This is a genomic window from Lysobacter yangpyeongensis (assembly GCF_042655745.1).
GTDB classification, from domain to species: Bacteria; Pseudomonadota; Gammaproteobacteria; order Xanthomonadales; family Xanthomonadaceae; genus Agrilutibacter; species Agrilutibacter yangpyeongensis.
In genome coordinates this window covers 940,746-967,032 of record NZ_JBHSNM010000001.1, presented here as the reverse complement: position 1 = coordinate 967,032, position 26,287 = coordinate 940,746, and the positions used below count along the sequence as shown (strand labels likewise).

The following is a 26,287-nucleotide window of genomic DNA, read 5'->3' as shown; positions in this document are numbered from 1 at the left end:
CGCCGTGAACACTGGGTCAGGCGGCGTCCACAAAAAGTTTCGTAACCCATTGTTTCTGCGTGGGAATCGGGGTGTCTTGGGGCCCGGTTCTGTGCTACGATTTCACGTCTTTTGAAGCCGCGCCGAGCGAGCCGCAAAACACGCCCGCTCCGGGCAGGTTTTGCGTCGGCATTTCGCCTCGGTCCCGCGGTCGTTGAACACAGCCGCTAACGCAAGCAGACGGAACCCGAATGGCAGAACTCGCCAAGGAAATCATCCCGGTCAACCTCGAAGACGAGATGCGCCGCAGCTACCTCGATTACGCCATGAGCGTGATCGTGGGCCGCGCGCTCCCCGACGTCCGCGATGGTCTCAAGCCCGTGCATCGCCGTGTCCTGTACGCGATGAACGAGCTCGGCGCGCACAGCAACAAGCCGTACTACAAGTCGGCGCGCATCGTCGGTGACGTCATCGGTAAGTACCACCCGCACGGCGACACCGCGGTCTACGACACGCTGGTGCGCATGGCGCAGCCGTTCTCGCTGCGCTACATGCTGGTCGACGGGCAGGGCAACTTCGGCTCGATCGACGGCGACTCCGCGGCGGCGATGCGATACACCGAAGCGCGCATGTCGCGCCTCTCGCACGAGCTGATGGCGGACATCGACAAGGAAACCGTCGACTTCCAGCCCAACTACGACGAAAAGGAACTCGAGCCCACCGTCATGCCGACGCGTGTGCCGAACCTGCTCGTCAACGGCTCGGCCGGCATCGCGGTCGGCATGGCGACCAACATCCCGCCGCACAACCTCGGCGAAGTCGTCGACGCCACCATCGCGCTGATTGACGATCCGGCCATCGATATCGACGGCCTGATGCAGTACATCCCGGGCCCGGACTTCCCGACCGCGGGCATCATCAACGGTGTCGGCGGCATCCAGCTCGCCTACCGCACCGGCCGCGGCCGCGTGCGCATGCGCGCCAAGGCCGAGATCGAGGTGAACGAGGACACCGGCCGCGAAGCCATCGCGGTGACGGAAATCCCGTACATGGTCAACAAGGCCCGGCTGATCGAGAAGATCGCCGAGCTGGTGAAGGAAAAGAAGCTCGAAGGCATCTCGGAGCTGCGCGACGAGTCCGACAAGGACGGCATGCGCATCTACATCGAGGTCAAGCGCGGCGAATCCGCCGAAGTGGTGCTCAACAACCTCTATCAGCAGACGCAGATGGAGTCGGTGTTCGGCATCAACATGGTGGCGCTGGTCGACGGCCGACCGCAGCTGCTGAACCTCAAGCAGATCCTCGAAGCCTTCGTGCGCCACCGCCGCGAGGTGGTGACCCGCCGCACCATCTTCGAACTGCGCAAGGCGCGCCAGCGTGCGCACATTTTGGAAGGCCTGACGGTTGCGCTCGCCAACATCGACGAGATGATCGAGCTGATCAAGACCTCGGCGAATCCGAACGAGGCGCGCGATCGCATGCTGTCGCGCACCTGGGAGCCGGGCCTGGTCGCCTCGCTGCTCGCCGCCGCGGGCGCCGATGCCTCGCGTCCCGAAGACCTGCCGCAGGGCGTGGGCCTGATCGACGGCCCGGATTCAAAACGGTATTACCAGCTGACGGAAACGCAGGCGCAGCAGATCCTCGAGATGCGCCTGCACCGCCTGACCGGCCTGGAGCAGGACAAGCTCACCGACGAATACAAGGAACTGCTGCAGACCATCGCCGGCCTGATCGAGATCCTCGAGAATCCGGCCGTGCTGCTCGAAGTGATCCGCACCGAGCTGCGCAACCTCAAGGAAGAATTCAACGATCCGCGCCGCAGCGAGATCCGCGCTTCGGAAGAAGACCTCGACATTCTCGACCTGATCGCGCCGGAAGACGTGGTCGTGACGCTCTCGCACGCCGGTTACGCCAAGCGCCAGCCGGTCAGCACGTACCGCGCGCAGAAGCGTGGCGGCAAGGGCCGCAGCGCGGCGGCGACCAAGGACGAAGACTTCATCGACAAGCTGTGGCTGGTCAACACGCACGACACGCTGCTGACCTTCACCAGCGCCGGTCGCGTGTTCTGGCTGTCCGTGCACCAGTTGCCGGATGCCGGCCCGAATGCGCGCGGCCGTCCGATCGTCAACTGGATCCCGCTGGAAGCCGACGAGCAGGTCCAGGCGGTGGTGCCGGTGCGCGAGTACGAGGAAGGCAAGTACGTCTTCTTCGCGACCCGCAACGGCACGGTCAAGAAGACGCCGCTCACCGAGTTCGCCTTCCGCCTGCAGAAGGGCAAGATCGCGATCAACCTCGACGAGGGCGATGCGCTGGTCAACGCCGAACTGACCGACGGCAGCCGCGACATCATGCTGTTCGCCAGCAACGGCAAGGCGGTGCGCTTCTCCGAAACCGAAGTGCGTTCGATGGGCCGTACCGCCACGGGCGTGCGCGGCATCCGTCTCGCAGCGGGTGATGCCGAAGCGGCCGACACGGACGGCGAGGGCGACGAGCAGCCGGTGAACACGGGCGGTGCGAAGGTCGTCAGCCTGATCGTCATCGACGGCGAGGGCGACATCCTCACCGCCAGCGAACGCGGTTACGGCAAGCGCACGCCGGTGGCCGAGTACCCGCGCAAGGGCCGTGGCACGCAGGGCGTGATCGCCCTGAAGACCACCGAACGCAACGGCTCGCTGGTGGGCGCGGTGCAGCTGTCCGACCACCACGAGGTCCTGCTGATCTCCGACGGCGGCACGCTGGTGCGCACCCGCGCGGCGGAGATCTCGCAGGTCAGCCGCAACACCCAGGGCGTCACCCTGATGCGCCTGGCGGCGGACGAGTCGCTGCAGGCGATCGAACGCCTGGACGCGTCCCTGGACGACGAGTCCGAGGCCGAAGCGGGTGTCGCCGCAGTGGTTGCGCCCGCCGTGACCGACGAACTGCCGGCCGGTTCCGCCGACTGATCGGCGCCTTCCGTCAGGCATGAAAAACGCCGCCTTCGGGCGGCGTTTTTCTTTCCGGACCATGCAGCGGGCGGATGAAAGTCGCGCTGACCGTCGCCGCCGCCAAACCGCGTAAAGCTGCCTTTCTCCTGCGCATCCTTTCTTCGCGGCGTCGATGCTAAACGCCAGTTCACTGGCGTGCTTCCTGCACTCGGTTGCCGCCATTGTGTGACGGCGCTCCGGTTCTATACGCTTGCGCGCAAACCTGGGGAGAGTCGCATGAAGCGCGTTACGTGTTCGGATGGATCCGTGCAGTCCCGTCTGCTGTCCGCAAAACCGTCGCCCGGCCGATGGCTGTGGGTTGGCGCGGTGATCGTCGCCCTGTCGGTGGTATTCGGCCTGGGTGGCTGCAAGCGCGATGCCGATGGCCAGCTGCCGGAAGTCAGCGGCGAAAAGATCGCGGTCAAGCGCGACGCCATCAAGGGCTTCGGGCTGGTCGCGGCCTATCCCGATCAGGCCGGCGACGATGAACTGGCGCTCGCGCTCGAATTCAGCCGGCCGCTGGTGGGCACGCAGGAATTCGACTCGCTGATCGTGGTGACCAAGGACGGCGCGCCGGTCAAGGGAAGCTGGGTGCTCGACGACGACGGCGCGGACGAAGCCAAAGTGCTGCGCTTCCCGCACGTGGAAGCCAGCAAGGAATACGTCGTCACCATCAAGGCCGGCCTGACCGGCGCCGACGGCAACCGCCTCGGCAAGGAAGAGCGGCGCACGGTCTACACCGGCCCGCTCGAACCCGTCGTCGGTTTCGCCTCGCAGGGCAGCGTGCTGCCGGCGCGCGAAAGTCGCGGACTGCCGGTGGTATCGGTGAACGTTCCGGAAGTCGACGTCGAATTCCTGCGGGTCAAGGACACGGAGCTGCCCCGGTTCTTCGCCGAGTTCCAGCGTGGCGGCCGCCGCAGCGCCTGGGACCTGGAACGCGAATATTCGTGGGACGACGACGAGGGCATCAGCCACGGCCGTACGCCGCTGTCGAAGCTCGCCGAGCCCGTGTACGTGAATCGCTTCGTTCTGGGTGGCAAGAAGAACGAACGCGTCCTGACCTACCTCCCGCTGCAGGATATCGAGGAGTTGCAGGAGCCCGGTTTGTACTTCGCGGTGATGAAGCGTTCCGGCACGTTCAAGGAGGAATTCGACACCGCCTTCTTCACCGTCAGCGACCTGGGCCTGCACGCCCGCGCGTACAAGGACAAGGTGTTCGTGCATGCCGCATCACTGCAAAGCGGCGGTGCCGTCAGCGGAGTGGAGCTGAAGATCCTCAACGGCGCCGGCGAACCGGTGCTGAAGTCGGCCACCGACCGCAACGGCAATGCGATGCTGGCCTACAAGCTGGATGCCGCGCACGTGCTCGTCGCCCAACGCGGCAGCGACGTGTCGCTGCTGCCGTTCAACCAGCCGGCGCTGGATCTTTCCGAGTTCGCCGTTGCCGGACGCGAGCAGGCCTGGTTCGATGTCTTCGCGTGGTCGGGGCGCGATCTGTACCGCCCCGGCGAGACCGTGCGCCTGTCCGCGCTGCTGCGCGACCAGGATGGGCAGCCACTTCCCGCCAAGGGGAAGAAGGGTTTGCAGCCGGTCTTCGTCCGCTACGTGCAGCCGGACGGCAAGACGTTCCTCGAAACCAGCCTGCAACCGGATGCGCAGGGCTATGTCCGGCACACGCAGGTGATTCCGGTCGATGCGGCGACGGGCCGCTGGCGTGTTGAGTTCCGCACCGATCCGGCGAGCAAGGAAGCCGTGCAGGGCATGACCCTGCGCGTCGAGGAGTTCCTCCCCGAACGCATGAAACTGGATCTGACCGCGCAGGACGTCATCAAGCCCGGCGAGCCGTTGCGTCTGCAGGCGACGGGTGCTTATCTCTATGGTGCGCCTGCCGCGTCGAATCGCTTTACCGCCAAGCTCACCGTCGCCGTCGAGCAGCATCCGCTCGAGCAGCTGCCGGGCTGGTTCTTCGGCGACCCCACGCTCGATCTGCCGAAGGAGGCCAAGGACGTCATCGATACGGCGCTCGATGCCGACGGCAAGCTGCAACAGGACATCCCGTTGCCGGCCGAGGCGAAGCCGGTGAGCACGATCGCCGCGATGGTGACGGGCAGCGTGTTCGAAACCGGCGGTCGCAGCGTCAACCGCAGCCTCAAGCGCGTGCTGTGGCCGGCGGAAGCCCTGGTCGCGGTGCGGCCCCTGTTCGATGACAAGGAAGGCACGGATGCCAATGCCAACGCCGCCTTCCAGATCGCCCGCTACGGCAGCGACGGCAAGTTGCGTCCCGGCAACGGACTGCGCGTGACGCTGGTCCGCGAACACCGCGATTACCACTGGAACTGGGAAGACGACGGTTGGGATTACGACTTCACGCGGCGCTACCAGGACATAGCGACGCGCACGGTCGATGCCGGCGCCGCGCCGACGAAGATCGACTTTCCGGTCGAGTGGGGCGAATACCGCCTCGACGTCTTCGATCCGGCGACGAAGCTCACGACGCGCTATCCGTTCAAGGCCGGCTGGAGCTGGAGCGACGAGAACCGTGGCCTCGATGCGCGCCCCGACAAGGTCAAGCTCGCGCTCGACAAGACCGGCTACCGGGCCGGCGACCTGCTCAAGGTCACGCTGACGCCGCCGCACGAGGGCAAGGGGCTGCTGATGGTCGAGAGCGACCACATGCTCTACGTGCAGGACATCGACGCGAAGGCGGGCAGCACCTTCGAGATTCCGGTCACCAAGGACTGGGAGCGGCATGACGTCTACGTCACCGCGCTGGTCTTCCGCGGCGGCACTGCCGCCGACAGGATCACGCCGGCGCGCGCGGTCGGTGTCGCGCACGTGCCGATGGATCGTCGCGATCGCACCGTGGCGGTGGGCCTGGCTGTGCCGAAACAGATGCGGCCGGAGCGCGACCTGCCGGTCACGGTCAGCGCGCCCGCACTGGCGGGGCAGGAGGCCTTCGTGACCGTGTCCGCGGTGGACGTGGGCATCCTGAACATCACCCGTTTCCCGGTGCCGGACGCCGCCAAGCACTTCTTCGCCCAACGCCGCCTGGGCGTCGACGCGTACGACGTGTACGGCCGGGTGATCGAGAGCTTCGAAGGCGGCACCGCGAAGATACGCTTCGGTGGCGACATGGCCCCGTTGGCATTGCCGCAGGCACGGCGCCCGACCGCGCACGTGCAGACCGTGGACCTGTTCAGCGGCCCGGTAAAGCTCGATGCGAAGGGCCTCGCCCGCGTGAAGCTCGCCGTCCCGGATTTCAACGGCACGCTGCGCGTATCGGCGCTGGTGTACGCGGGCAATCGCTACGGCAGCAAGGACAACGAAACCATCGTGCGCGCGCCGGTGCTCGCCGAAGCCAGTCTTCCGCGCGTGCTGGCGCCCGGCGACCGCAGCAGCGTGACCCTGGACGTGCAGAACTTCACGGGCAAGGCCGGCGAATTCAAGGTCCGTCTGGATGGCATCGGGCCGCTGTCGCTCGCCGACGGTTCGCGCACCGCGAAGCTCGGCGTCGATGGCAAGACGACGTACACCTTCCCGCTGGTAGCGCGCGAAGGGTATGGCACGGCACAGGTACGCGTTCGCGTGGACGGCAACGGGTTCAGCGTCGACCGTCGGTACGACGTGCCGGTGCGGCCCGCCTGGTCGGCGGTGATGCGCTCGCGCACGCGGGTGCTCGCCGAACCCGGTGCCGTGCCGCTGGGCACCGATCTGGCCGACGGACTGATGCCGGCTTCGGTGCGGGCGCGCATGGTCGTCAGTGCGCTGCCGCCGATTCCCTTCGCCGCTGCGCTCGAAGATGCGCTGAAGTATCCGTACGGCTGCGCGGAACAGACCACCAGCAAGGGTTACGCCGCGCTGGAACTCGACGAGGCCACGGCGAACATGCTCGGCGTCGCGGGGCTGACCGCGAAGCAGCGGCGCGAGCGCATGGAAGGCGCCTTCGGACGCCTCGCCTCGATGCAGGTCAGTTCGGGCCATTTCTCGATGTGGGGCGACGGTGACTACGTAAACCAGACGCTGACGCCGTACATCGTCGAGTTCCTGCTGGATGCGCGCGACGCCGGCTTCGCAGTCCCGGAGAGCATGCTGCAGAAGGCATTGAAGGCGCTCAACGAGGACCTGCTCGCCGGTGGCGCGCCGTTCTACGGCTACGACAACCGCGACCACATCAAATTCGCCTACCAGGCGCATGCCGGTTACGTGCTCGCGCGCGTCAATCGCGCCCCGCTGGGTACGCTGCGCGCGCTGTACGACAACAACCGCAAGCAGAGCATGACCGGGTTGCCGCTCGTGCACCTGGGCCTGGCGCTGTCGCTGCAGGGCGACAAGACGCGCGGCGGAAAAGCGATCGCTGCCGGTTTTGCCATGGACCCGAAGCAGCGGCCGGTGTACCTCGCCGACTACGGCACGCGCCTGCGCGACGATGCCCTCATGATCGCGTTGCTGCACGAACGCGGTTACGCGAAGCCGGAATACGACGCGCGTGCGGTGTCGCTGGGACGCGAGCTGGACGCGCGTCGCAACCAGCGCTGGTTCTGGCTCAGCACGCAGGAGCAGGTCGCGCTGGCGCGACTGGGCAAGGCGTTGATGGCCGACCAGAAGAAGATGGTGGAGGGCCAGTGGAAGGTCGCGGGAGAGACCCAGGACGTTGCCGCCACGCGCATCACCGGACGCACCTTCGATTACGAGGCACTCTCGCGCGGCGTGAGCTTCGTGCCGCAGGGACAGCCTCCGCTGTACGCGAGCCTGGAAGTGGCCGGCGTGCCGCGCACGGCGCCGGAACCCGACGTGAGTGTCGTCACCGTGACGCGCAGGTACTACAACACCGACGGCACGGAATGGAGCGGCGGCACGCTGGAGGAGGGCGACAGCCTGATCGTGCAGCTGACCATCAAGAGCAGCGTCGACATGCCTGATGCGCTCGTGACCGACCTGCTGCCGGCAGGCCTGGAGATCGAGAACTTCAACCTCGGCGATGCCAAGCAGTGGGCCGGCGTGGTCGTCGACGGCATCGAGATCGCCGATCGCGACGAAGCGGCCGAGACGCGCCACGAGGAATATCGCGACGACCGCTACGTGGCGGCGCTCAAGCTCAGCACGTACGACACGGCGAAGCTTTTCTATCTCGTGCGCGCGGTGACACCCGGCACCTACACGGTTCCTCCATCGCTGGTCGAGGACATGTATCGGCCCGACATGCGTGGCGTCGGCAAGGCGACTCCGGCCACGCTGACGGTGAAGCAGCCGGGCAAGTGAGCATGTGCCCGGGCGTCGTCCAACCGGCGCCCGGGTGAAAGCTCCCTGGTCGTGTGCGATCCGCGTCTGCTCCGATCTGCCTGCCGCTTCCCACGTGAACACTGTCCAGCCCAACCCGAAGCCACCGTCGATCGACCCTGCGTTGGTCTGCGGAGGCGAGCATCGCCATTGGCATCGGGTCAGGTTCCACCGGCGTTTCCCACTGCAGGCCGCACTGTTGGTGCTGACGATCGCGATCTTCGCGATGCTGCTGGACCTGGCGTTTCCGCTGCCGTTGCCCCGGGCGACCGATGCCGGGGCCGTGGTGCTTTCGCGCGAAGCGAGGCCGCTGCGCGCGTTCGCGGATCGCGGCGGGATCTGGCGCTACCCGGTGACCGCCGATCAGGTGTCGCCGTTGTACCTGGAGGCGCTGCTCACCTACGAAGACCGCTGGTTCTGGCGCCACCGAGGCGTGAACCCGTTCGCGCTGGCGCGTGCCGGCGCGCAGTGGCTGCGCCACGGGCGCGTGGTGTCTGGCGGCTCGACGTTGACCATGCAGGTCGCGCGCATTCTCGACATGCCCGCCGAGCGCCGGCATACGCGCTCGCCGTGGAGCAAGCTCAAGCAGCTTGCACGCGCCGTGCAGCTCGAAGTGCATCTCGACAAGCGTGAAATCCTGGCGCTGTACCTCAATCGCGCGCCCTTCGGCGGCACCGTCGAGGGCATCGAAGCCGCAAGCTGGGCCTACCTCGGCAAGCCCGCCGCGCGGCTGTCGCATGCGGAGGCCGCGCTGCTGGCCGTGCTGCCGCAATTGCCCAGCCGCTTGCGGCCCGATCGTGAACCCGAGCGCGCGCGCGTTGCCCGCGACAAGGTTCTGGCCCGCATGCAGGCGCTGGGCGTGTGGTCCGAAGCGGAGGTCCGCGATGCGCGGATCGAACCCGTGGTCGCGCGCTCCCTGCAACCGCCGCAGCACGCTTCGCTGCTGGCCCAGCGCCTGCGTTCGCTGGAGCCGGCGTCGCCGCGCATCGAATCCACGATCGACCTCGACCTGCAACGCACGCTGGAAGATCGCGTATCCGCGTACTTCTCCGATCTTCCGGAGCGCACGTCCGCCGCCGTGCTCGTGGTGGACAACGCTTCGCTGGAAGCGCGCGCATACGTGGGATCGGTCGAATTCGCGGACAAGGCGCGGCTGGGGCACGTCGACATGGTCAAGGCCTGGCGCTCGCCGGGCTCCACGCTCAAGCCGTTCCTCTACGGCCTGGCGCTGGACGACGGTCTGATCCATTCCGAAAGCCTGCTGGTCGACGCGCCACAGGCGTTCGGCGACTACCGCCCGGGCAATTTCGACATGGCCTTCAATGGCCCGATCGGTGCCGCCGAGGCATTGCGCCTGTCGCTCAACGTGCCGGCCGTGGATCTGCTCGACCGGGTCGGGCCCGCGCGATTTGCCGCGCGCCTGGCCAACGCCGGGATGGTGCTGAAATGGCCCAACGGCGCCCAGCCCAACCTCGCCATGATCCTGGGTGGCACCGGCGCGCGCCTGGAGGATCTGGTCGGCGCCTACACCGCGCTCAACCGCGAGGGCGTCGCCGGCCGCGTGCGTTACCGGCCCGGCGATCCGCGGATCGACCGCCGGCTGTTGTCGCCGGGCGCCGCCTGGATCATCCGCGAGACGCTGGAGGCGAACCCGCGTCCGGGCAGCGTCGCCGATACGTTCGATCCGGGCGGCCGTCCACGCGTCGCGTGGAAAACCGGCACCAGCTACGGGTTCCGCGATGCATGGGCGCTGGGCACCACGCGCCGGTACACCGTGGGCGTCTGGGTGGGACGCCCCGATGGCACGCCCTTGCCCGGCCAGTACGGCGCGGTCACCGCACTGCCGTTGCTGTTCCAGATCATCGACAGCCTGCCGATGCCGACCAGCGACGCGGCACCACGGCCGCCGCCGCCGGGTGTCGCGCAGATCGAAATCTGCTGGCCGCTGGGCCTGCCGCCCGACCCGGAGGCGCCTCAGTTGTGTCGCCGCCGGATGAAGGCGTGGACCCTCGATGGCGTGGTGCCGCCGACGTTCGCCGAGCGTGACGCACGGCTGTGGAGTGCGGGACGGCAGCGTTTCGACATCGACGCGCATACCGGGTTGCGTCTTTCTGCCGACTGCACGCAGCCGCATGAGCGTCGAAGCACCGAAATCGCGCGCTGGCCGGCGCTGGCTTCACCGTGGTTGTCGCAGGAAGCGCGCATGGCGGCGCGGCTGCCCGCACTCGCGCCAGACTGCGCGGCCGACGGGCGCGATGCCACCGAGGAACTGCGCATCGAAGGCATCAACGACAGGGCCACGCTGGCGCGCGCGTCCAACAGCACGGCGCCGCTGCGCATTTCCGTGCGCGCCATCGGCAGCGAGGCCCGCATTCGCTGGTTGCTCGACGGTCGTCTCATCGGAGAGACGCAGGGCGCGGGCAATTTCCTCCACGACTTCGGCGAAGCCGGCTCGCACACGCTGACGGCGCTGGCGGAGAGCGGCGCGTGGTCGCGCGTGCAGTTTCGAGTGTTGCGCTGACGCTCAAGCGCGTCGCTGGTTCCTTGGCGGTGTAAGCGATAAAGAACAACGCCCGCTAGAGGCGGGCGTTGTCGCAATCCGTTACATGCTTCTTCAATCCATCGCCGCCAGTTCGTCGAGCATGTACTCGGCCGACGACACCTTGAATTCGCCCGGCGCCTCCACGAACAGCTTCTTCACCGAACCGTTGTCCGCGTACAGGGCGAAGCGGCGCGAACGCGTGCCCATGCCGTAGGCGCTGGCGTCGAGTTCCAGCCCGAGCGCACGGGTGAAGTCCGCGTTGCCGTCCGCCAGCATCTGCAATCCTTCCGGGACGTGCTGGCTCTGTCCCCAGGCCTGCATCACGAAGGGGTCGTTGACCGACATGCACAGCACTTCGATGCCGCGCGCGCGGAACTGGTCGAAGTGCTGCACGTAGCCGGGCAGGTGGCGTTCCGAGCAGGTCGGAGTGAAGGCGCCCGGCACGGCGAACAGTACGACCTTCTTGCCGTCGAACAGCGTGGGAGTGTCGACGATTTCGACGCCGTCGCGGATGCGCTGCAGGTTCGCTTCGGGAATGCGGTCGCCTACCTTGATGGTCATGGAGCGGTCTCGATATTGGAAGTCTTCACGCAGTCTAGACGCCGCGGCGAAAGGAAGCGTCAATTCCCCCGGAATGCGGCATTCCCCACACGAGGCGGACAGGCGGCGCAAACGCTCCGCGTCCTCGGTAGTGGCACCGGGCCGGCAAGCACGGCCCGATGCGTTAACCTCGTCAACTGCAGCGGCCCCCTGTCGGGCCTTCGACGGTACCCATGCAATTCAAGGACTACTACGAAACGCTCGGCGTCGAACCGGGCGCCGGCGAAGCCGAGATCAAGAGCGCGTACCGGCGCCTGGCGCGCAAGTACCACCCGGACGTCAGCAAGGAGCCCGGGGCGGAGGAAAAATTCAAGGCGGTCAACGAAGCGTACGAAGCCTTGCGCGATCCGCAGAAGCGCGCCGCCTACGACCAGCTGCGGGCGCGCGGTTATCGGCCGGGCGACGACGTGCAGCCACCGCCCGGCGGATTCGCGGGCGGCTACGGCGGTGTCGATTTCGACGAGATCTTCGCAGGCGGCGGAGCCGGCGGCGGCTTTAGCGACTTCTTCGAGAACCTGTTCGGCCGCGGTCGTGCCGGCGGGTTCGGAAGCGGTGGACCGCACGCGCGCGGCGATACCCGCGCCAAGCTCGCGGTGTCCCTGGAGTCGGTCTACAACGGCAGCCTCGCGCGGATCGGCGTGGGTAACCGGACGCTGGACGTGCGCGTTCCCAAGGGCATCAAGCCCGGACAGGTGATCCGGCTCGCCGGGCAGGGCAGCGCCGGCGGCGACCTGCTGCTCGAGATCGAGTACGCGGCGCATCCGCAGTTCGAGGTGGACGGACGCAACATCATCCACGTGCTGCCGGTGGCGCCCTGGGAAGCGGCACTGGGCGCGACGGTCAGCGTGCCCACGCTGGGCGGTCCGGTCGAACTCAAGATCCCGCCGCGTTCGGAGAGCGGCCGCAAGCTGCGACTGCGCGGCCGCGGGCTGCCCGGCATGCCGGCGGGCGACCAGATCGTCGAACTGGAAATCCTCTCCCCGCGGCCGGAGACGCCCGCGCAGCAGGCCGCGTACGAAGCGTTGCGCGATGCCTTCGGGGACGAGTGGCGTCGCGCCTGATGCAAAAAGAAAAAAGCGGCCCAAGGCCGCTTTTTCGCTTCGTCGCCCCGCGATCCGCTACTTGATGACCTGGGTGATGATGTCCGCCAGGTCGGTTTCGCTGAAGGGCTTGGTGATGTAGGCCTTGGCGCCCTGGCGCATGCCCCAGACCCGGTCGGTGTCCTGATCCTTGGTGGTGACCAGGATCACGGGAATGTGCGCGGTCGCCGGGTCCTTGCTGATCGAGCGGGTGGCCTGGAAACCGTTGAGGTTGGGCATCACCACGTCCATCAGCACCAGGTCGGGCAGTTCGCGCTTGCAGACTTCGACGCCGGCGGCGCCGTCCTCGGCGGTGAGGGCCTCATGACCCAGCTTTTCCACGATGCGGCGGATGCCCATCAGCTGCGAAGGCGAATCGTCGACGATCAGGATGCGGGCCATCAGGTGTTCCCCAGTAAGTCCGGGCGATTGTAACGGGGCGGAGTGGGGCCGCAACCCGCTACAGGGCGACCAGGGTGCGCCCGAAAGAGCCACCTGTGAGCATCGTCGCAAACACGTCCGGCAGGCCCGGCAAGGTGATTTCGCGAGTGCAGATGCGATCCAGGTGACGCGGTTTCCAGTCGCTGGCGAGGTGCTCCCAGACCGCCTCGCGGATATCGCGCGCCGTGCCCGCCGACGCCACGCCGACCAGCGACACGCCGCGGATGATGAACGGCATTACCGTGGTCGGCAGGTCCGCGGTCGCGGCGAGGCCGGCGCTGGCGACGTTGCCGTAGGGCGCGGTCTGGGCGAGCAGGCTGGCGAGCATCGCGCCACCCACGTTGTCGAGGCCGCCGCCGAAGCGGGCGGACTCCATTGGCCGCGTGGTCGCGAGCGCGTCGCGGCCCAGCACCTGGCTGGCGCCGATCGCCTTGAGGTAGTCGGCGTGCTCGGGCTTGCCGCTGATCGCATGCACCTCGAAACCCGCGCGGCTGAAGATGTCGACCGCGAGCGAACCCACGCCACCGGTGGCGCCGGTGACCGCCAGCGGCCCCAGTTCCGGCGTCTGCCGGTTGTCGCGCATGCGGTAGAGCGCCAATGCGGCGGTGAAGCCGGCCGTGCCGAGGATCATGCTTTCGCGCAGGCTCAATCCCTTGGGCAGGGGGATCACCCATCGCGATTCCAGGCGCGCGTATTCGCCATAGCCGCCGTCGCGCGTTTCGCTCAGGCCGCAGCCGGTGACCAGCACTTCATCGCCTTCCCGGAACGCCGGATCCGCGGACGCCACCACATGGCCGGCGACGTCGATGCCACCGACCAGCGGGAATTTCCGCAGGATCTTGCCCTGGCCGGTGCCGGCAAGCGCGTCCTTGAAGTTGACGGAGGAGTAGGCCGTCTTGATGACGACTTCGCCGGGCGCGAGGTCATCCAGCGTGACCGATTCGATGCCGCTGCGATAACCATTGGCATCGTTGTGGATGCGGAAGGCGGTAAAGGTGTTCGGGATGCTCATTGCTTCGCTCGTCATCCCAGCGAAAGCTGGGATCCATTTTGCCTTTGGCTGGTGCTTCAAATGATATCCGGATAAGGATCACGCCATTCCGGATTCGGCTTCTCGATCAGCTCGATCTTCCAAAGCCGCTTCCAGGCCTTGATCGCCTTCTCGCGAGCGATCGCGGATTCCATCGTGGCGTGCTGCTCGAACCAGGCTAGGAGATGCACTTTGTGCTTTCTGGTGAATCCATCGGCAGCGTCGGTGCGGTGCTGCCAGACACGCTTGATCAGGTCGGAAGTGACGCCTGTGCACAGGGTGTCTCTTGCGCTGCTGGCGAGCAGGTAGACACAGGGTTGAAGGCCTCGCATCCGTGCGATTCTCCATTGCGTTGATCGGGATTCGTCATCCCAGCGAAAGCTGGGATCCATTTGCTTTTGCTGTTTGCCTGGCAAAGCAACAGCAAAATGGATTCCAGCTTTCGCTGGATGACGAGCAAAAACAGACGAGCAAGAGCGGACGAGCAAGAGCGGACGAGCAAGAGCGGACGAGCAAAAGCGGACGAGCAAAAGCGGACGAGCAAAAGCGGACGAGCAAAAGCGGACGAGCAAAAGCGGACGAGCAAAAGCGGACGAGCAAAAGCGGACGAGCAAAAGCGGACGAGCAAAAGCGGACGAGCAAGAGCGGGCGTACAAGAACCTCAGCGCAACTGCTTCCGCCGCTTCTCGTCCATCCACTTGTTCGCATCGGCCGGGCGGTACGCACGCATCCATTCGACCATCGCACCGATGTCGTCGCCGTGCCACAGGTCGCGGCGCTGGTCGGGATGCAGGAAACGCTCTTCGACCATGCGATCCAGCATCGACATCAGCGGCGCATAGAAGCCATCGACGTCGAGGAAGGCGCAGGGCTTGTCGCCGATGCCCAGCTGGCGCCAGGTCAGCATCTCGAACATCTCGTCCAGCGTGCCGAAGCCGCCGGGCAGGGCGACGAAGCCATCGGCGAGGTCGAACATGCGCGCCTTGCGCTCGTGCATGTTGGCGACGACTTCCAGCCGCGTCAGGCCCTTGTGCGCCACTTCCCATTCGACCAGTTGTTCCGGAATGACGCCGATCACTTCGCCGCCGGCTTCGAGTACGGCATCGGCGACGGTGCCCATCAGGCCGACGTTGCCGCCGCCGTACACCAGCGCCAGACCTTCCTTCGCGAGGCGGTTGCCCAGCGCGATCGCGCGTTCGGCATAGGCGGGTTTGCTGCCGGCATTGGAGCCGCAATAGACACAGACAGAACGCATATCGCTCTAAGGGTGATCAGTGGACTGAAGCAGCATGATGCCGGAAAAACGCTTCATCGCCTCGCGGCGCTCCCTCGGTTGCAGCCAGCGCACCAGGTTCCAGAACCATGCGAACGGCATGGCCCGCTTCAAGCGCAGGGATTCTTCCCAATGCGGTCGGAACTCGATTTCCCGCCAGCCGAAGGGCGCAAAGAAGGCGGTGTTTTCCGCAGGCCCGAAGCGGAACGGCGCGTTGCCCTGCTGGAGCATGGGTTGCCACTGGCGCTCCAGGTATTTGAGCAGCATCGGCGAGGCGAGGTCGGACAGCCACCACTTCGCACCGGCAACATCGTGCAGATCGCGGGCAAGCGCGGCCACGTCGTCGACTTCCAGGTAGATCAGCAAGCCTTCGGTGATCGCCAGCACCGGCCCGTGTTGCGCCGCGCGGGAAAACACCTCGCGGCGGGTGTCCGCCTCGCGCAGGTCGGCGGCAACGAATTCCACCTGGCAGCGAGGCCTTTCCGCGTCCATGTGCGAACGGTAGTAATCGATCATGTCGGGCAGGTCGACATGCATCCACCGCAGCGAACCCGGCAGGTCCAGCCGGTAAGGGCGTGTGTCCAGGCCGGCAGCGAGGTTGAGCACAGTTGCCGCACCCTGTCGCACGCAGCGCTGGATGATTTCGTCCATGACCGCGGTGCGCACCACCATTGGCCAGCTCATCGTTCGGCCGCGCGGCATCGCATCGACGATGGCCTGGCCACGCGTGCCGCCCAGGCGGCGGGCATACGGGTCGTGGAAGATCGCGTCCGGGCGTTCGCTTTCCATCGCGCGGTAGATCGCTACCCAGAGCGCGGTATCGGACACGTTGCGGATGGGGTTGGCGGTAGTCATGGGTGAACTCCTTGTCCGAAAAGCAGAACGGCGCACCGAGGTGCGCCGTTCAGTGTGCCGCAGTCGATCGCCGCGCCTCAGTTGGCCTTGTGGATCGAGCGCTTGTGCACGGCCATCGCGGCGTCGTGCACGGCTTCCGACAGCGACGGATGCGCGTGGCAGATGCGGGCGAGGTCGTCGGCCGAGCCCTTGAACTCCATCGTCAGAACGCCTTCGTGCACGAGTTCGGACACGTTGGCGCCAACCAGGTGCATGCCGAGCACGGTATCGGTTTCGGCGTGCGCCAGCACCTTCACGAAACCCGCCGGTTCGGCCATCGCCACCGCGCGGCCCACGGCCGCGAACGGGAAGCTGCCGGCCTTGTACGGGATGCCTTCCGCCTTGAGCTGCTCCTCGGTCTTGCCGACCCAGGCGATTTCCGGCTCGGTGTAGATCACCCACGGAATCGTGTCGAGGTTGACATGGCCCGGGAGGCCGGCGATCAGTTCGGCCACCGCGATGCCTTCCTCGAAGCCCTTGTGCGCGAGCATCGGGCCGCGCACGCAGTCGCCCACGGCCCACACGCCGTCGACGCCGGTGTGGCAGTGCGCGTCGACCTCGATCATGCCGCGCTCGTTGAGCTTCACGCCGGTGCCTTCAGCCAGGAGGCCCTTGGTCGCGGCGCGGCGGCCGACGGCCACCAGCAGTTTGTCGACGACGATTTCCTGCTCGCCCTTGTCGTCGGTGTAGAAGACATGCACGCCGTCCTTCTTCACCTCGGTGTTGCTGACCTTGCAGCCCAGGCGGATGTCGAGGCCCTGCTTCTTGAACTCGCGCGCGGCGACCTTGCCGACTTCCGCGTCGGCGGCGGCGAGGAAGTTCGGCAGGCCCTCGAGCACCGTGACTTCGGCGCCGAGGCGGTTCCACACGCTGCCCAGCTCCAGGCCGATCACGCCGGCGCCGATCACGCCCAGGCGCTTGGGCACCTTGTCGAAATCGAGCGCGCCGACGTTGTCGACGATGTGCTCGCCGAACTTCGCGAACGGCAGTTCGATGGAATCCGAACCGGCGGCGATGATGACGTTGGTGCCCTTCAGCTCGACTTCGCTGCCGTCGTGCTGCTTCACCTTCACCACGTTACCCGGCTGCAGCTGGCCGAAACCGTAGAACGGCGTGACCTTGTTGGCCTTGAACAGCTGCGCGATGCCGCCGGTGAACTGCTTAACGATCTTGTCCTTGCGGCCGATCATCGTCGGCACGTCGATCTTCGGCTTGTCGAAGCTGATGCCGTGGTCGCCGAAGAGGTGGCCCATGTTCCAGAACTGGCGCGAGCTGTCGAGCAGCGCCTTGGACGGGATGCAACCCACGCGCAGGCAGGTGCCGCCCAGGGCCGGCTTGCCGTCCTTGCCGAGCGCGGCGTCGATGCACGCGGTCTTCAGGCCGAGCTGCGCGGCGCGGATGGCGGCGTGGTAGCCGGCGGGGCCGGCGCCGATGACGACGACGTCGAACTGTTCTGCCATTGGAGGAATTCCGGAATAGGAGTGAGTGGTTAGGAGTGAGAAACGAGCAAGAGCACGGGCCTTCGTCTCGTAGCTTGGATCACTCTCTGCCGTAGGATCCTGGGAAGAGCGGAGAAGATGCGAGGAGAGCTGCTTTCTCTCTTTTCTCACTCCTCTCCACTCTTTGCCCGCTCTTACATGCCCAGCAGCATCCGATGCGGATTCTCGAGCTGGTTCTTGATGTCGACCAGGAACAGCACCGCGTCCTTGCCGTCGATGATGCGGTGGTCATAGGACAGCGCGATGTACATCATCGGCGCGGCGATGACCTGGCCGTTCTCGACGATGGCGCGTTCCTTGATGGCGTGCATGCCGAGGATCGCCGACTGCGGCGGATTGACGATCGGCGTCGACATCAGCGAACCGAAGGTGCCGCCGTTGGTGATGGTGAAGGTGCCGCCCTGCAGGTCTTCCAGACCGATCTTGCCGTCGCGGGCCTTCTTGGCGTACTCGGCGATCTGCGCTTCGACGTCGGCGAAGCTCATGCGCTCGACGTTGCGCAGCACCGGCGTGACCAGGCCCTTGTCGGTAGAAACGGCGATCGAGATGTCGGCGTAGCCGTGGTAGATGATGTCGTTGCCATCGACCGAGGCGTTGATCACCGGGTACTTCTGCAGCGCGTTCGCGGCGGCCTTGGCGAAGAAGCTCATGAAGCCAAGCTTGATGCCGTTGGCCTTCTCGAACTGTTCGCCGAGTTCCTTGCGCATGGCCATGACCTTGCCCAGGTTCACTTCGTTGAACGAGGTGAGCATGGCGATCGAGTTCTTCGACTGCATCAGGCGCTCGGCGATGCGGGCGCGCATGCGGGTCATCGGCACGCGCTCTTCCGGACGCGCGCCGCCGCCGACGCCGGCGGTCTTGCCGCTGGCGTAGTTGACGATGTCTTCCTTGGTGACCATGCCGCGGCGGCCGGTGCCTTCGACCTGCGAGGCATCGACGCCGGAAGTGGCGGCGGCGAAGCGCGCACCGGGCGGCAGCTCGACGCCGGCGGCCTTGGCGGCGGCCGGAGCGGCGGCGGCAGCGGCCTTCGACACGACCGGCTGCGCTTCGGCGGTGGTGGCGGCCTTGTTCTTGGCGTCGTCGGACGCGGCGGGCTTCGCCGGTTCCGCGGCGGCCACTGCACCGGCCTCGATCACGCCGATCACCTGCTGGCTGTTGACCGTCGCGCCTTCGGCGAACTTGATTTCCTTGAGCACGCCGTCGACGGGCGAGGGGACTTCCAGCACGACCTTGTCGGTTTCCAGGTCGACCAGGTTCTCGTCGCGCTTGACCGCGTCGCCGACCTTCTTGTGCCAGGTGGCAATGGTGGCGTCGGAAACCGACTCGGGCAGGACAGGGACTTTGATTTCGGTGCTCATGGATGAGTCCTTGGAGAAAGAGTGCGTTGCGGGTTACGCGATTTTATTCGGGGCTGGCTTCGCCGCGCAGCGGGTTGACCAGCGCGTCGGCGACCAGGGCGTTCTGCTCGATCACGTGATCGGCGAAATGGCCCGCGGCCGGCGACGGCGAGCGCTGGCGGCCGGCGTAGTGCAACGACTGCTTCGGCGCGAGGCACGCGGCCAGGTGATGGCGGATCTGGTACCAGGCGCCCTGGTTCTGCGGCTCTTCCTGGCACCACACCACGTCGGTCGCGGCGCCAAAGCGCTTGAGCTCGGCGACGAGTTCGGTGCGCGGGAACGGATACAGCTGTTCGACGCGGACGATGGCGACGTCGGCGAGGTTCTGCTTCTGCGCCTCTTCCAGCAGGTCGTAATAGACCTTGCCGCCACACACGACGACGCGCTTGACCTTCTTCGCGTCGCTCACGTTGCTGGCGGGAATCAGCGTCTGGAAGCTGCCCTTCGACAGTTCGTCCATCGTCGACACCGCGAGCTTGTGGCGCAGCAGCGACTTGGGCGTCATCACCACCAGCGGCTTGCGCGTGGTCATGCGCATCTGGCGGCGGATCATGTGGTAGGCCTGCGCCGGCGTGGTCGGCGTGCAGACGATCATGTTGTCCAGCGCGCACAGCTGCAGGAAGCGCTCCAGGCGCGCCGAGCTGTGCTCGGGGCCCTGGCCTTCGTAACCGTGCGGCAGGAACAGCGCCAGACCGCACAGGCGGCCCCACTTGGCCTCGCCCGACGACAGGAACTGGTCGATGACCACCTGCGCGCCGTTGGCGAAGTCGCCGAACTGCGCTTCCCAGATGTCGAGCGTCTGCGGATCGGCGGTGGAGTAGCCGTATTCGAACGCCATCACCGCCTCCTCGCTCAGCAGCGAGTCGATGATGGTGACGTCGGACGGCTTCTGCACCAGGCGGCGCAGCGGCAGCACGTATTCGTCCGTGGTCTGCTCGTGCAGGATCGCGTGGCGATGGAAGAACGTGCCGCGGCCGCAGTCCTGGCCGACCAGGCGCAGCTTGTAGCCTTCGTCCAGCAGGGTGGCGTAGGCGAGGTTCTCGGCGAAGCCCCAGTCGCCCGGGAGCTCGCCGGCCGTCATCTTGCGGCGGTCTTCGTAGATCTTGGCGACGCGCGGATGCAGCTTGAGCGTGTCGGGCACGTCGTTGATGGTTTCGGCAAGCTTCTTCAGCTTCTTGCCATCGAACTTCGTGTCGACCTTGTCGGTGAGCTTGCCCTTGAGGTAGCCCGACCAGTCGATGGCGAATTCGTCCGGCGTGACGGCCACCAGCTCGGTGGTGACCACGCCGTCGTCGAGCTTCTGGCGGTAGCTGTCGAACAGCGCCTGCGCATCGGTGTCCTTGATCACGCCTTCGGACACCAGTCGCGCGGCGTAGAGTTCGCGCGGCGTCCTGTGCTTGCGGATGACCTGGTACATCAGCGGCTGCGTCGCCGCCGGCTCGTCGGCTTCGTTATGGCCGTGGCGGCGGTAGCAGACGAGGTCGATGACCACGTCCTTGCCGAAGCGGTTGCGGAAGTCGAGGGCGAGTTCCGCGCAGAACACCACCGCTTCCGGGTCGTCGCCGTTCACGTGAAGGATCGGCACGTTGATCATCTTCGCGACGTCGGTGCAGTACAGCGTCGAACGCGCGTCCTGGCGGTCGCTGGTGGTGAAGCCGACCTGGTTGTTGATCACGATGTGGATGGTGCCGCCGACGGCGAAACCGCGCGCCTGCGACATCTGGAACAGCTCCATCACCACTCCCTGGCCTGCGAAGGCCGCGTCGCCGTGGATCAGCACCGGCAGGACCTGCTGGCGGCCCTTGTCGCCGCGGCGGCTCTGGCGCGAACGCACGGAACCGGCGACCACCGGGTCGACGATTTCCAGGTGCGAGGGATTGAACGCGAGGGCGAGGTGCACCGGGCCGCCGGGCGTGGCGACGTCGGCGCTGAAGCCCATGTGGTACTTCACGTCGCCCTGGTGGGCGAGGTCGTTGTGGACGTGCTCGAACTTGCCTTCGAACTCGTCGAACAGCTGGCGCGGCGGCTTGCCGAGCGTGTTGACCAGGACGTTGAGGCGGCCGCGATGGGCCATGCCGATGATCACGTCCTTCGCGCCCTGTTCGCCGGCGCGGCGGATCGTGGTGTCCATCAGCGGAATCAGCGCATCGCCGCCTTCCAGCGAGAAGCGCTTCTGGCCGACGTACTTGGTGCCGAGGTAGCGCTCCAGGCCATCGGCCGCGGTGAGGCGCTCGAGGATGCGCTTCTTGTCGTCGGCGGTGCGGCCGAACCTGCCGCCGGCGGTTTCCATGCGCTCCTGCATCCAGCGACGCTGTTCGACGTCGGTGATGTGCATGTACTCGGCGCCGATCGGACCGGTGTAGGTCGCCTTGAGCAGGGCGACGAGGTCGCCGAGCTTCATGCGGTCCTTGCCCGCGACGCCGCCGGTGCTGAATTCCACCGACAGGTCGCTTTCGGAGAGATGGTGGAAGCCGATCGCCAGGTCCGGTGCCTCGGGCTTGGCCAGCATGCCCAGCGGGTCGATGTTCGCCTGCAGGTGGCCGCGCGAGCGGTAGGCGGTGATCAGCTTGCCGACGGCGCGTTCGCGCTCGTCGCCGCCGCCCGTTGCCGTGGCCAGCTTGCCGGCCGCGGCGAGCTTGCCCGCGACGGCGATCTGCCCGATGACGGCGGAATGCGGGACATCGCCGGATTCGCGGCCCTTGAGGCCGTCGAAATAGGTCTTCCACTTCGCCCCGACGCTGTCGGGGTCGACCAGGTACTGCTCGTACAGGTCTTCGATATAGGCGGCGTTGGCGCCGAGCTGCGAGGACTGGGCAAACTGCTTGAGAAGACTGTCCACGATGATGTCGGGGAGATCCGAGTTGTAGGCAAGCGGTTGATCCGGCAGGCTTTTTTGCGAAGTGCCGGTGCGACGGGCTGCAGGTGACGCGAAAGGGCCAAAATTATAGCCGCAGCCCATGTCGCGCTGCATCATGCGGTTGCGGCATGAGCGGGCGGCCGTCATGTGCCGAGGTGCGGGCCTGGGGGCGTGTGGAGTAGCCGCCAGCGGGGAACGAAGCGTTTTCCTCGCCAGGGCCGGCCGAAAACGTCCGGCGTTGCCGCTTGGGCTGGGGCGTCTGCGACTCAGATGCCCAGTGCGCGGAACTCGCTGCAGGGGCGGGCCCGCTCCCACACGGGTTCGAACACGTTCTGCAGTTGCCGCGCTCGGGCGGGCTGGTCGATGCGGGTTTCGCCTTCCGGGCGATGGCCCAGGGTGCGGAAGTACCAGCCGCCACGGTCGTTGACGGCGAATGCCGAGGCGTAGGCGCGGTCGATCGGCTCTTCGATCACGCGGAAGAGCAAGGCGCTGGGCAGCCGCTGCGCGAGACCCAGCAGCGGCGCATGCGAGGACTGCGGAGCCACGGCGTCCTGCAGGAGGATGTGGGCGACGCCGCGGTGGGTGCCGAACTGGCGCAGGGCTGTGACCACGTCGGGGTGGTCGAGCAGGCCCGGGTCGAGTTCGCGGCTGTAGATCCACAGTTCGCGCCGCGCGGTGCCGATCACGCCGAGCAGGGCGGCGATGGCGGCCTCGTGCGTTTCCACGGGATTGGCGGCATCCAGCAACCGTCGCATGGCCTGGTGCTCGATGCCGGCTTCGACGAAGCGTTCGCCGTATGGCAGGAAGCCATGCCGGGCGTAGAAGCCGATCGCGCTGGCCTGCGCGTGCAGGGACACTTCGTGCCAGCCCAGTTCGCGCGCCTTGTCGAGCAGGGCCAGCAGCAGCGCGTCGCCCACACCGCGGCCACGCCAAGCGGCGAGGACGGCCATGCGGCCGATCTTGCGCTCCGGGGTCAGGCGGACGGTGCCGATCGGTTCGCCCTGCGCATCCAGGGCGAGCACGTGATGGCACTGCGGATCGAGTTCGTCCAGCTCCAGTTCCAGCGGCACGCCCTGTTCGCGCACGAAGACGGTTTCGCGCACCGTCCGTAATTGCGCCAGCGCGGTCTGGTAATCGACGCCCTGCACGGTGAAGGCCGGTTCGGGAGCGGTGACGACGCTCATTCCTCTTCCTCGCTTCCGGTCGCCAGGCTGTAGTGCCCGGCCTGCAGCAACTCGTGGACGCAGTCGCGTCCCCTGTCGGAGAGCGCCGCATACGCCGCGCCATCGATCCCCTTGGCATTGGCAACGGATTTGGCGTCGCGAACCGGCAAGTCGTAGCCCTGGCCGTTGACGTAGAGTCGGGCCGCGCGGCCGGCCTTGCGCCAGGCCATGCGCGAGTAGGGATGCCGCTCGAGCGTCGCGCCGTGTTGCAGGTCCCATTCGACCTCGATGCGCGAACGTGCCGCGTCACCGGCGCCTTCGGGTGGCGCCAGCACTTCGCCCGCGTTGCGGTACAGCGTGACGAAGCGGCCGAACCAGTCGCCCAGGCGCTCCGGATCGTTCATGCGCAACGCGTTCAGCGCTTCGATCGCACGCCGCATGGCGTCGTCGTCGATCTGCGCCGGATCCTTCGCCGGAGCGAGGTCGGGGTCGCGATAACGCAGCGACTCGTCGGCGTCCGCCGCGAGCGTGTCGACGAAATCGCCCAGCAGTTCGGCAGCGCTGGGCGCGCGCATCCCGACCGAGAACGTCAGGCAGGCGTCCTCGGCCACGCCGTGATGGGGAACGCCCGGCGGTAGGTACAGCATGTCGCCCGGCCGCAGCAGCCACTCGTGGGTGGGATGGAACTCGCGCAGCAGCTTCAGCTCGACGTCGTTGCGGAATTCCGGGGACGGATTCTCCGAAGCGTCGATCTGCCAGCGTCGGTGCCCGAGCGCCTGCAGCAGGAACACGTCGTACTGATCGACATGCGCGCCAACCGATCCGCCCGGCGCGGCGAACGACACCATGATGTCGTCGATGCGCCAGCGCGGCAGGAAATCGAAGGCCTCGAGCAGCGCCGCGACATCGCTGTCCCACTTGTCCACGTCCTGCACCAGCAGCGTCCAGTCGTGGTGCGGCATGTCGGGGAACAGCGCTTCGTCGAAAGGCCCGTGGCGCAGCATCCAGCCGTCGCGTTCGCGGTCGTGGGCGACGATGCGCGACAGCGTGCCTTCCTCACAGGCCAGACCGGCCAGGTCTTCGGGCTGGATCGGCGATTCGAAGCCGGGGAACGCGTTGCGGATCAGCAGCGGACGCTTCTGCCAGTAATCCCGCAGGAACCGCGCCGCGGGCATGCCCAGCGGGGGCAAGGCAGATGCGTCGATCTCGATCGGTGGTGCTGCGTTCTTCGCGGTGCCGCTGCGCTGCTTGCCGGGCTGTCGTGCCATGGATGCTCGTCGGTAATGTGGGAATTCAGTTGGTGGCGATTTCGTCGTAGCCGCGGCCGCGAAACTCGATCAGACACCAGCCGTGGCCGTAGGGATCGGCCAGCTGCACGAGGCGTCCCCACCGGGTTTCCCGCGTGGCGCCTTCCTGCACCGCGCCCGCGGCGATGGCGCGTGCCAGCGCCGCATCGAGATCCTCCACGGCCAGGTCGCAGTGGAGCGGGGTCCAGTGCCGCGCGTAGGTGCGGGGGGAATCGTCCGCGCCGATGCTGCCTTCCGGCTTGGCCAGCAGGTATAGCGGGGCTTCCAACCCGAGCAACTCCACGGCGTCGGCGCCGAAGCGGCGGCCGGCGTGCAGGCCGAATGCGGCGGTGTAGAAGGCCTCGGCGGTCGCGATCTCGGGGACGTCGATGTTGAGCAGCAGGTTCGCGGCTTTCATGTGGCGTGCGCCCGTCGTGCGGGGCGCGCATTCTACTTCGCCGCAGGTTTGCGTCGCGTTGGCGGGGGCGTTTGCCGGCTTCATGCGGATGTAGGCGATCGCCACCTCAGGGGATCCGACCTGCCGGCGAGTGATGCCCGGGCGATGAAGAAAAAGGGCCGCATGCAGCGGCCCGTTTCCATCGTCGTCCGGTCGCTCAGATCTCGCCGGCCAGGCGCTCGGCCAGGCCGATGTAGCTCCCCGGCGTCATGTCGAGCAGCCGCTGCTTCGCATCGGCGGGCAGATCCAGCGAGGCGATGAATTCGCGCATGGAAACCTCGGTAATGCCCTGGCCCCGGGTCAGCGCCTTGAGCTGTTCGTACGGATTGGGCATGCCGTGGCGGCGCATCACCGTCTGCACCGCTTCGGCCAGCACTTCCCAGGCGGCGTCGAGGTCGGCGGCGAGGCGTTCCGGGTTGACGCTGAGCTTGCCCAGGCCGCGCTGCAGCGACTCGAAGCCGATCAGCATGTGGCCGAAGGCGGTGCCCAGCGCGCGCAACACCGTCGAGTCGGTGAGGTCGCGCTGCCAGCGGCTGATCGGCAGCTTGGCAGCGAAGTGTTCGAACAATGCGCTGGCGATGCCGAAGTTGCCTTCGGCGTTCTCGAAGTCGATCGGGTTGACCTTGTGCGGCATGGTCGAGCTGCCGACCTCACCCGCTTTCACCGCCTGCCTGAAGTAGCCCTGCGAGATGTAGCCCCAGATGTCGCGGCACAGGTCGATGGCGATGGTGTCGATGCGCTTGCCGACATCGCACAGTTCGGCGACGCCGTCGTGCGGTTCGATCTGGGTGGTGTACGGCTGCCAGGTCAGATCGAGCGATTCGACGAAGCGGCGCGAGAACGTGGTCCAGTCGACATCGGGATAGGCGGCGACATGCGCGTTGTAATTGCCGACCGCGCCGTTGATCTTGCCAGGCATCGGCAGGCCCGCGAGCACTTCGCCCTGGCGCTGCAGGCGCGCGACGACGTTGGCCAGTTCCTTGCCCACGGTTGTCGGCGAGGCGGTCTGACCGTGCGTGCGCGACAGCATCGGCACGCCGGCGTACTCCTTCGCCATGGCGCGCAGCTTCTGGATCAGCTCGTCCAGCCTGGGCAGCAGCACGTCCTGCCGCGCTTCGTTGAGCATCAGCGCATAGCTGAGGTTGTTGATGTCCTCGCTGGTGCAGGCGAAGTGGACGAACTCCAGCGCCGGTCCCAGCTCGGCATCGCCCTTGAGCTTTTCCTTGATCAGGTACTCGACGGCCTTGACGTCGTGGTTGGTGGTGCGCTCGATTTCCTTCACCCGTGCCGCATCGGCCACCGACAGGTTGTCGGCCAGCGCCCGCAGGCGCGCGATGGCGTCGGCGGAGAACGGCTTTAGTTCGACGATGCCGGGTTCGGCGGCGAGCGCCAGCAGCCATTCGACCTCGACCTTCACGCGGGCCCTGATCAGGCCGAACTCCGAGAAGATCGGACGCAGCGCATCGACCTTGCCGGCGTAGCGGCCATCGAGCGGGGACAGGGCGAGGAGCTGGGTTTCGACGGACATGGCAGACAGGGCAGCGAAGGCA

The 26,287-nt window shown here is 66.8% G+C and carries 17 protein-coding genes; 4 read left to right on the top strand and 13 right to left on the bottom strand.

The window, feature by feature from the left end; genetic code table 11:
* Positions 1-230 precede the first annotated feature (230 nt).
* From gyrA to pbpC, 3 genes are all read left to right on the top strand, one after another.
* A complete protein-coding gene (gene gyrA / locus ACFPN1_RS03995) occupies positions 231-2,921 on the top strand; it encodes a DNA gyrase subunit A (RefSeq protein ID WP_386753195.1) in 2,691 nt (896 codons plus the stop codon).
* Positions 2,922-3,224: 303 nt separating this feature from the next.
* Positions 3,225-8,201, top strand: coding sequence for an alpha-2-macroglobulin family protein (locus tag ACFPN1_RS03990; RefSeq protein ID WP_386754028.1), 4,977 nt, complete (start codon positions 3,225-3,227; stop codon positions 8,199-8,201).
* Positions 8,202-8,343: 142 nt separating this feature from the next.
* A complete protein-coding gene (gene pbpC / locus ACFPN1_RS03985) occupies positions 8,344-10,740 on the top strand; it encodes a penicillin-binding protein 1C (RefSeq protein WP_386754027.1) in 2,397 nt (798 codons plus the stop codon).
* A gap of 93 nt (positions 10,741-10,833) precedes the next feature.
* Here pbpC and ACFPN1_RS03980 read toward each other — a convergent pair whose 3' ends face one another.
* Complete coding sequence (locus ACFPN1_RS03980) at positions 10,834-11,322, bottom strand: peroxiredoxin (protein ID WP_386753194.1); 489 nt, start codon at positions 11,320-11,322, stop codon at positions 10,834-10,836.
* Positions 11,323-11,534: 212 nt separating this feature from the next.
* Here ACFPN1_RS03980 and ACFPN1_RS03975 point away from each other — a divergent pair, with 212 nt between their 5' ends.
* Positions 11,535-12,422: a DnaJ C-terminal domain-containing protein gene (locus tag ACFPN1_RS03975; protein WP_386753192.1), complete on the top strand. Its 888-nt coding sequence runs from the start codon at positions 11,535-11,537 to the stop codon at positions 12,420-12,422.
* A 57-nt stretch (positions 12,423-12,479) separates the two neighbouring features.
* On the opposite strand, the gene pilH is transcribed toward ACFPN1_RS03975, so the two are convergent.
* From pilH to purB, 12 genes are all read right to left on the bottom strand, one after another.
* Positions 12,480-12,842, bottom strand: coding sequence for a twitching motility response regulator PilH (gene pilH, locus ACFPN1_RS03970; RefSeq protein ID WP_386753191.1), 363 nt, complete (start codon positions 12,840-12,842; stop codon positions 12,480-12,482).
* Positions 12,843-12,900: 58 nt separating this feature from the next.
* Complete coding sequence (locus ACFPN1_RS03965) at positions 12,901-13,893, bottom strand: YhdH/YhfP family quinone oxidoreductase (protein ID WP_386753189.1); 993 nt, start codon at positions 13,891-13,893, stop codon at positions 12,901-12,903.
* 56 nt (positions 13,894-13,949) lie between these two features.
* On the bottom strand, positions 13,950-14,243 hold the full coding sequence (locus ACFPN1_RS03960; RefSeq protein ID WP_386754026.1) for a GIY-YIG nuclease family protein: 294 nt from the start codon (positions 14,241-14,243) through the stop codon (positions 13,950-13,952).
* Between the two features lie 329 nt (positions 14,244-14,572).
* Complete coding sequence (locus ACFPN1_RS03955) at positions 14,573-15,166, bottom strand: LOG family protein (protein WP_386753188.1); 594 nt, start codon at positions 15,164-15,166, stop codon at positions 14,573-14,575.
* 6 nt (positions 15,167-15,172) lie between these two features.
* Positions 15,173-16,012, bottom strand: a complete 840-nt coding sequence (locus ACFPN1_RS03950; protein ID WP_386753186.1) for a class I SAM-dependent methyltransferase — start codon at positions 16,010-16,012, stop codon at positions 15,173-15,175.
* Between the two features lie 104 nt (positions 16,013-16,116).
* Positions 16,117-17,538, bottom strand: a complete 1,422-nt coding sequence (gene lpdA / locus ACFPN1_RS03945) for a dihydrolipoyl dehydrogenase (protein ID WP_386753184.1) — start codon at positions 17,536-17,538, stop codon at positions 16,117-16,119.
* A gap of 173 nt (positions 17,539-17,711) precedes the next feature.
* Positions 17,712-18,935, bottom strand: a complete 1,224-nt coding sequence (sucB, locus tag ACFPN1_RS03940; protein ID WP_386753182.1) for a dihydrolipoyllysine-residue succinyltransferase — start codon at positions 18,933-18,935, stop codon at positions 17,712-17,714.
* Positions 18,936-18,978: 43 nt separating this feature from the next.
* A complete protein-coding gene (locus ACFPN1_RS03935; protein WP_386753180.1) occupies positions 18,979-21,813 on the bottom strand; it encodes a 2-oxoglutarate dehydrogenase E1 component in 2,835 nt (944 codons plus the stop codon).
* Positions 21,814-22,097: 284 nt separating this feature from the next.
* On the bottom strand, positions 22,098-23,015 hold the full coding sequence (locus tag ACFPN1_RS03930) for a GNAT family N-acetyltransferase (protein ID WP_386753178.1): 918 nt from the start codon (positions 23,013-23,015) through the stop codon (positions 22,098-22,100).
* Positions 23,012-24,262, bottom strand: a complete 1,251-nt coding sequence (locus ACFPN1_RS03925) for a JmjC domain-containing protein (RefSeq protein WP_386753177.1) — start codon at positions 24,260-24,262, stop codon at positions 23,012-23,014. The genes ACFPN1_RS03930 and ACFPN1_RS03925 overlap by 4 nt, the downstream gene beginning before the upstream one ends.
* Positions 24,263-24,287: 25 nt before the next feature.
* Entirely contained in the window at positions 24,288-24,803 is a 516-nt protein-coding gene (locus ACFPN1_RS03920) for a VOC family protein (RefSeq protein WP_386753175.1), read from the bottom strand.
* Positions 24,804-24,894: 91 nt separating this feature from the next.
* Positions 24,895-26,265 carry an adenylosuccinate lyase gene (gene purB, locus ACFPN1_RS03915; protein WP_386753174.1) on the bottom strand — a complete coding sequence of 457 codons (1,371 nt, stop codon included), beginning with the start codon at positions 26,263-26,265 and terminating at the stop codon, positions 24,895-24,897.
* Positions 26,266-26,287 lie beyond the last annotated feature (22 nt).

What these genes read in the sequence shown, in the direction of transcription:
- ACFPN1_RS03980 (WP_386753194.1), bottom strand. Translation starts at nt 11,322, where the DNA reads ATGACCATCAAGGTAGGCGACCGCATTCCCGAAGCGAACCTGCAGCGC.
- sucB (WP_386753182.1), bottom strand. Translation starts at nt 18,935, where the DNA reads ATGAGCACCGAAATCAAAGTCCCTGTCCTGCCCGAGTCGGTTTCCGAC.
- pilH (WP_386753191.1), bottom strand. Translation starts at nt 12,842, where the DNA reads ATGGCCCGCATCCTGATCGTCGACGATTCGCCTTCGCAGCTGATGGGC.
- lpdA (WP_386753184.1), bottom strand. Translation starts at nt 17,538, where the DNA reads ATGGCAGAACAGTTCGACGTCGTCGTCATCGGCGCCGGCCCCGCCGGC.
- ACFPN1_RS03930 (WP_386753178.1), bottom strand. Translation starts at nt 23,015, where the DNA reads ATGAGCGTCGTCACCGCTCCCGAACCGGCCTTCACCGTGCAGGGCGTC.
- ACFPN1_RS03925 (WP_386753177.1), bottom strand. Translation starts at nt 24,262, where the DNA reads ATGGCACGACAGCCCGGCAAGCAGCGCAGCGGCACCGCGAAGAACGCA.
- ACFPN1_RS03960 (WP_386754026.1), bottom strand. Translation starts at nt 14,243, where the DNA reads ATGCGAGGCCTTCAACCCTGTGTCTACCTGCTCGCCAGCAGCGCAAGA.
- ACFPN1_RS03975 (WP_386753192.1), top strand. Translation starts at nt 11,535, where the DNA reads ATGCAATTCAAGGACTACTACGAAACGCTCGGCGTCGAACCGGGCGCC.
- gyrA (WP_386753195.1), top strand. Translation starts at nt 231, where the DNA reads ATGGCAGAACTCGCCAAGGAAATCATCCCGGTCAACCTCGAAGACGAG.
- ACFPN1_RS03965 (WP_386753189.1), bottom strand. Translation starts at nt 13,893, where the DNA reads ATGAGCATCCCGAACACCTTTACCGCCTTCCGCATCCACAACGATGCC.
- ACFPN1_RS03955 (WP_386753188.1), bottom strand. Translation starts at nt 15,166, where the DNA reads ATGCGTTCTGTCTGTGTCTATTGCGGCTCCAATGCCGGCAGCAAACCC.
- purB (WP_386753174.1), bottom strand. Translation starts at nt 26,265, where the DNA reads ATGTCCGTCGAAACCCAGCTCCTCGCCCTGTCCCCGCTCGATGGCCGC.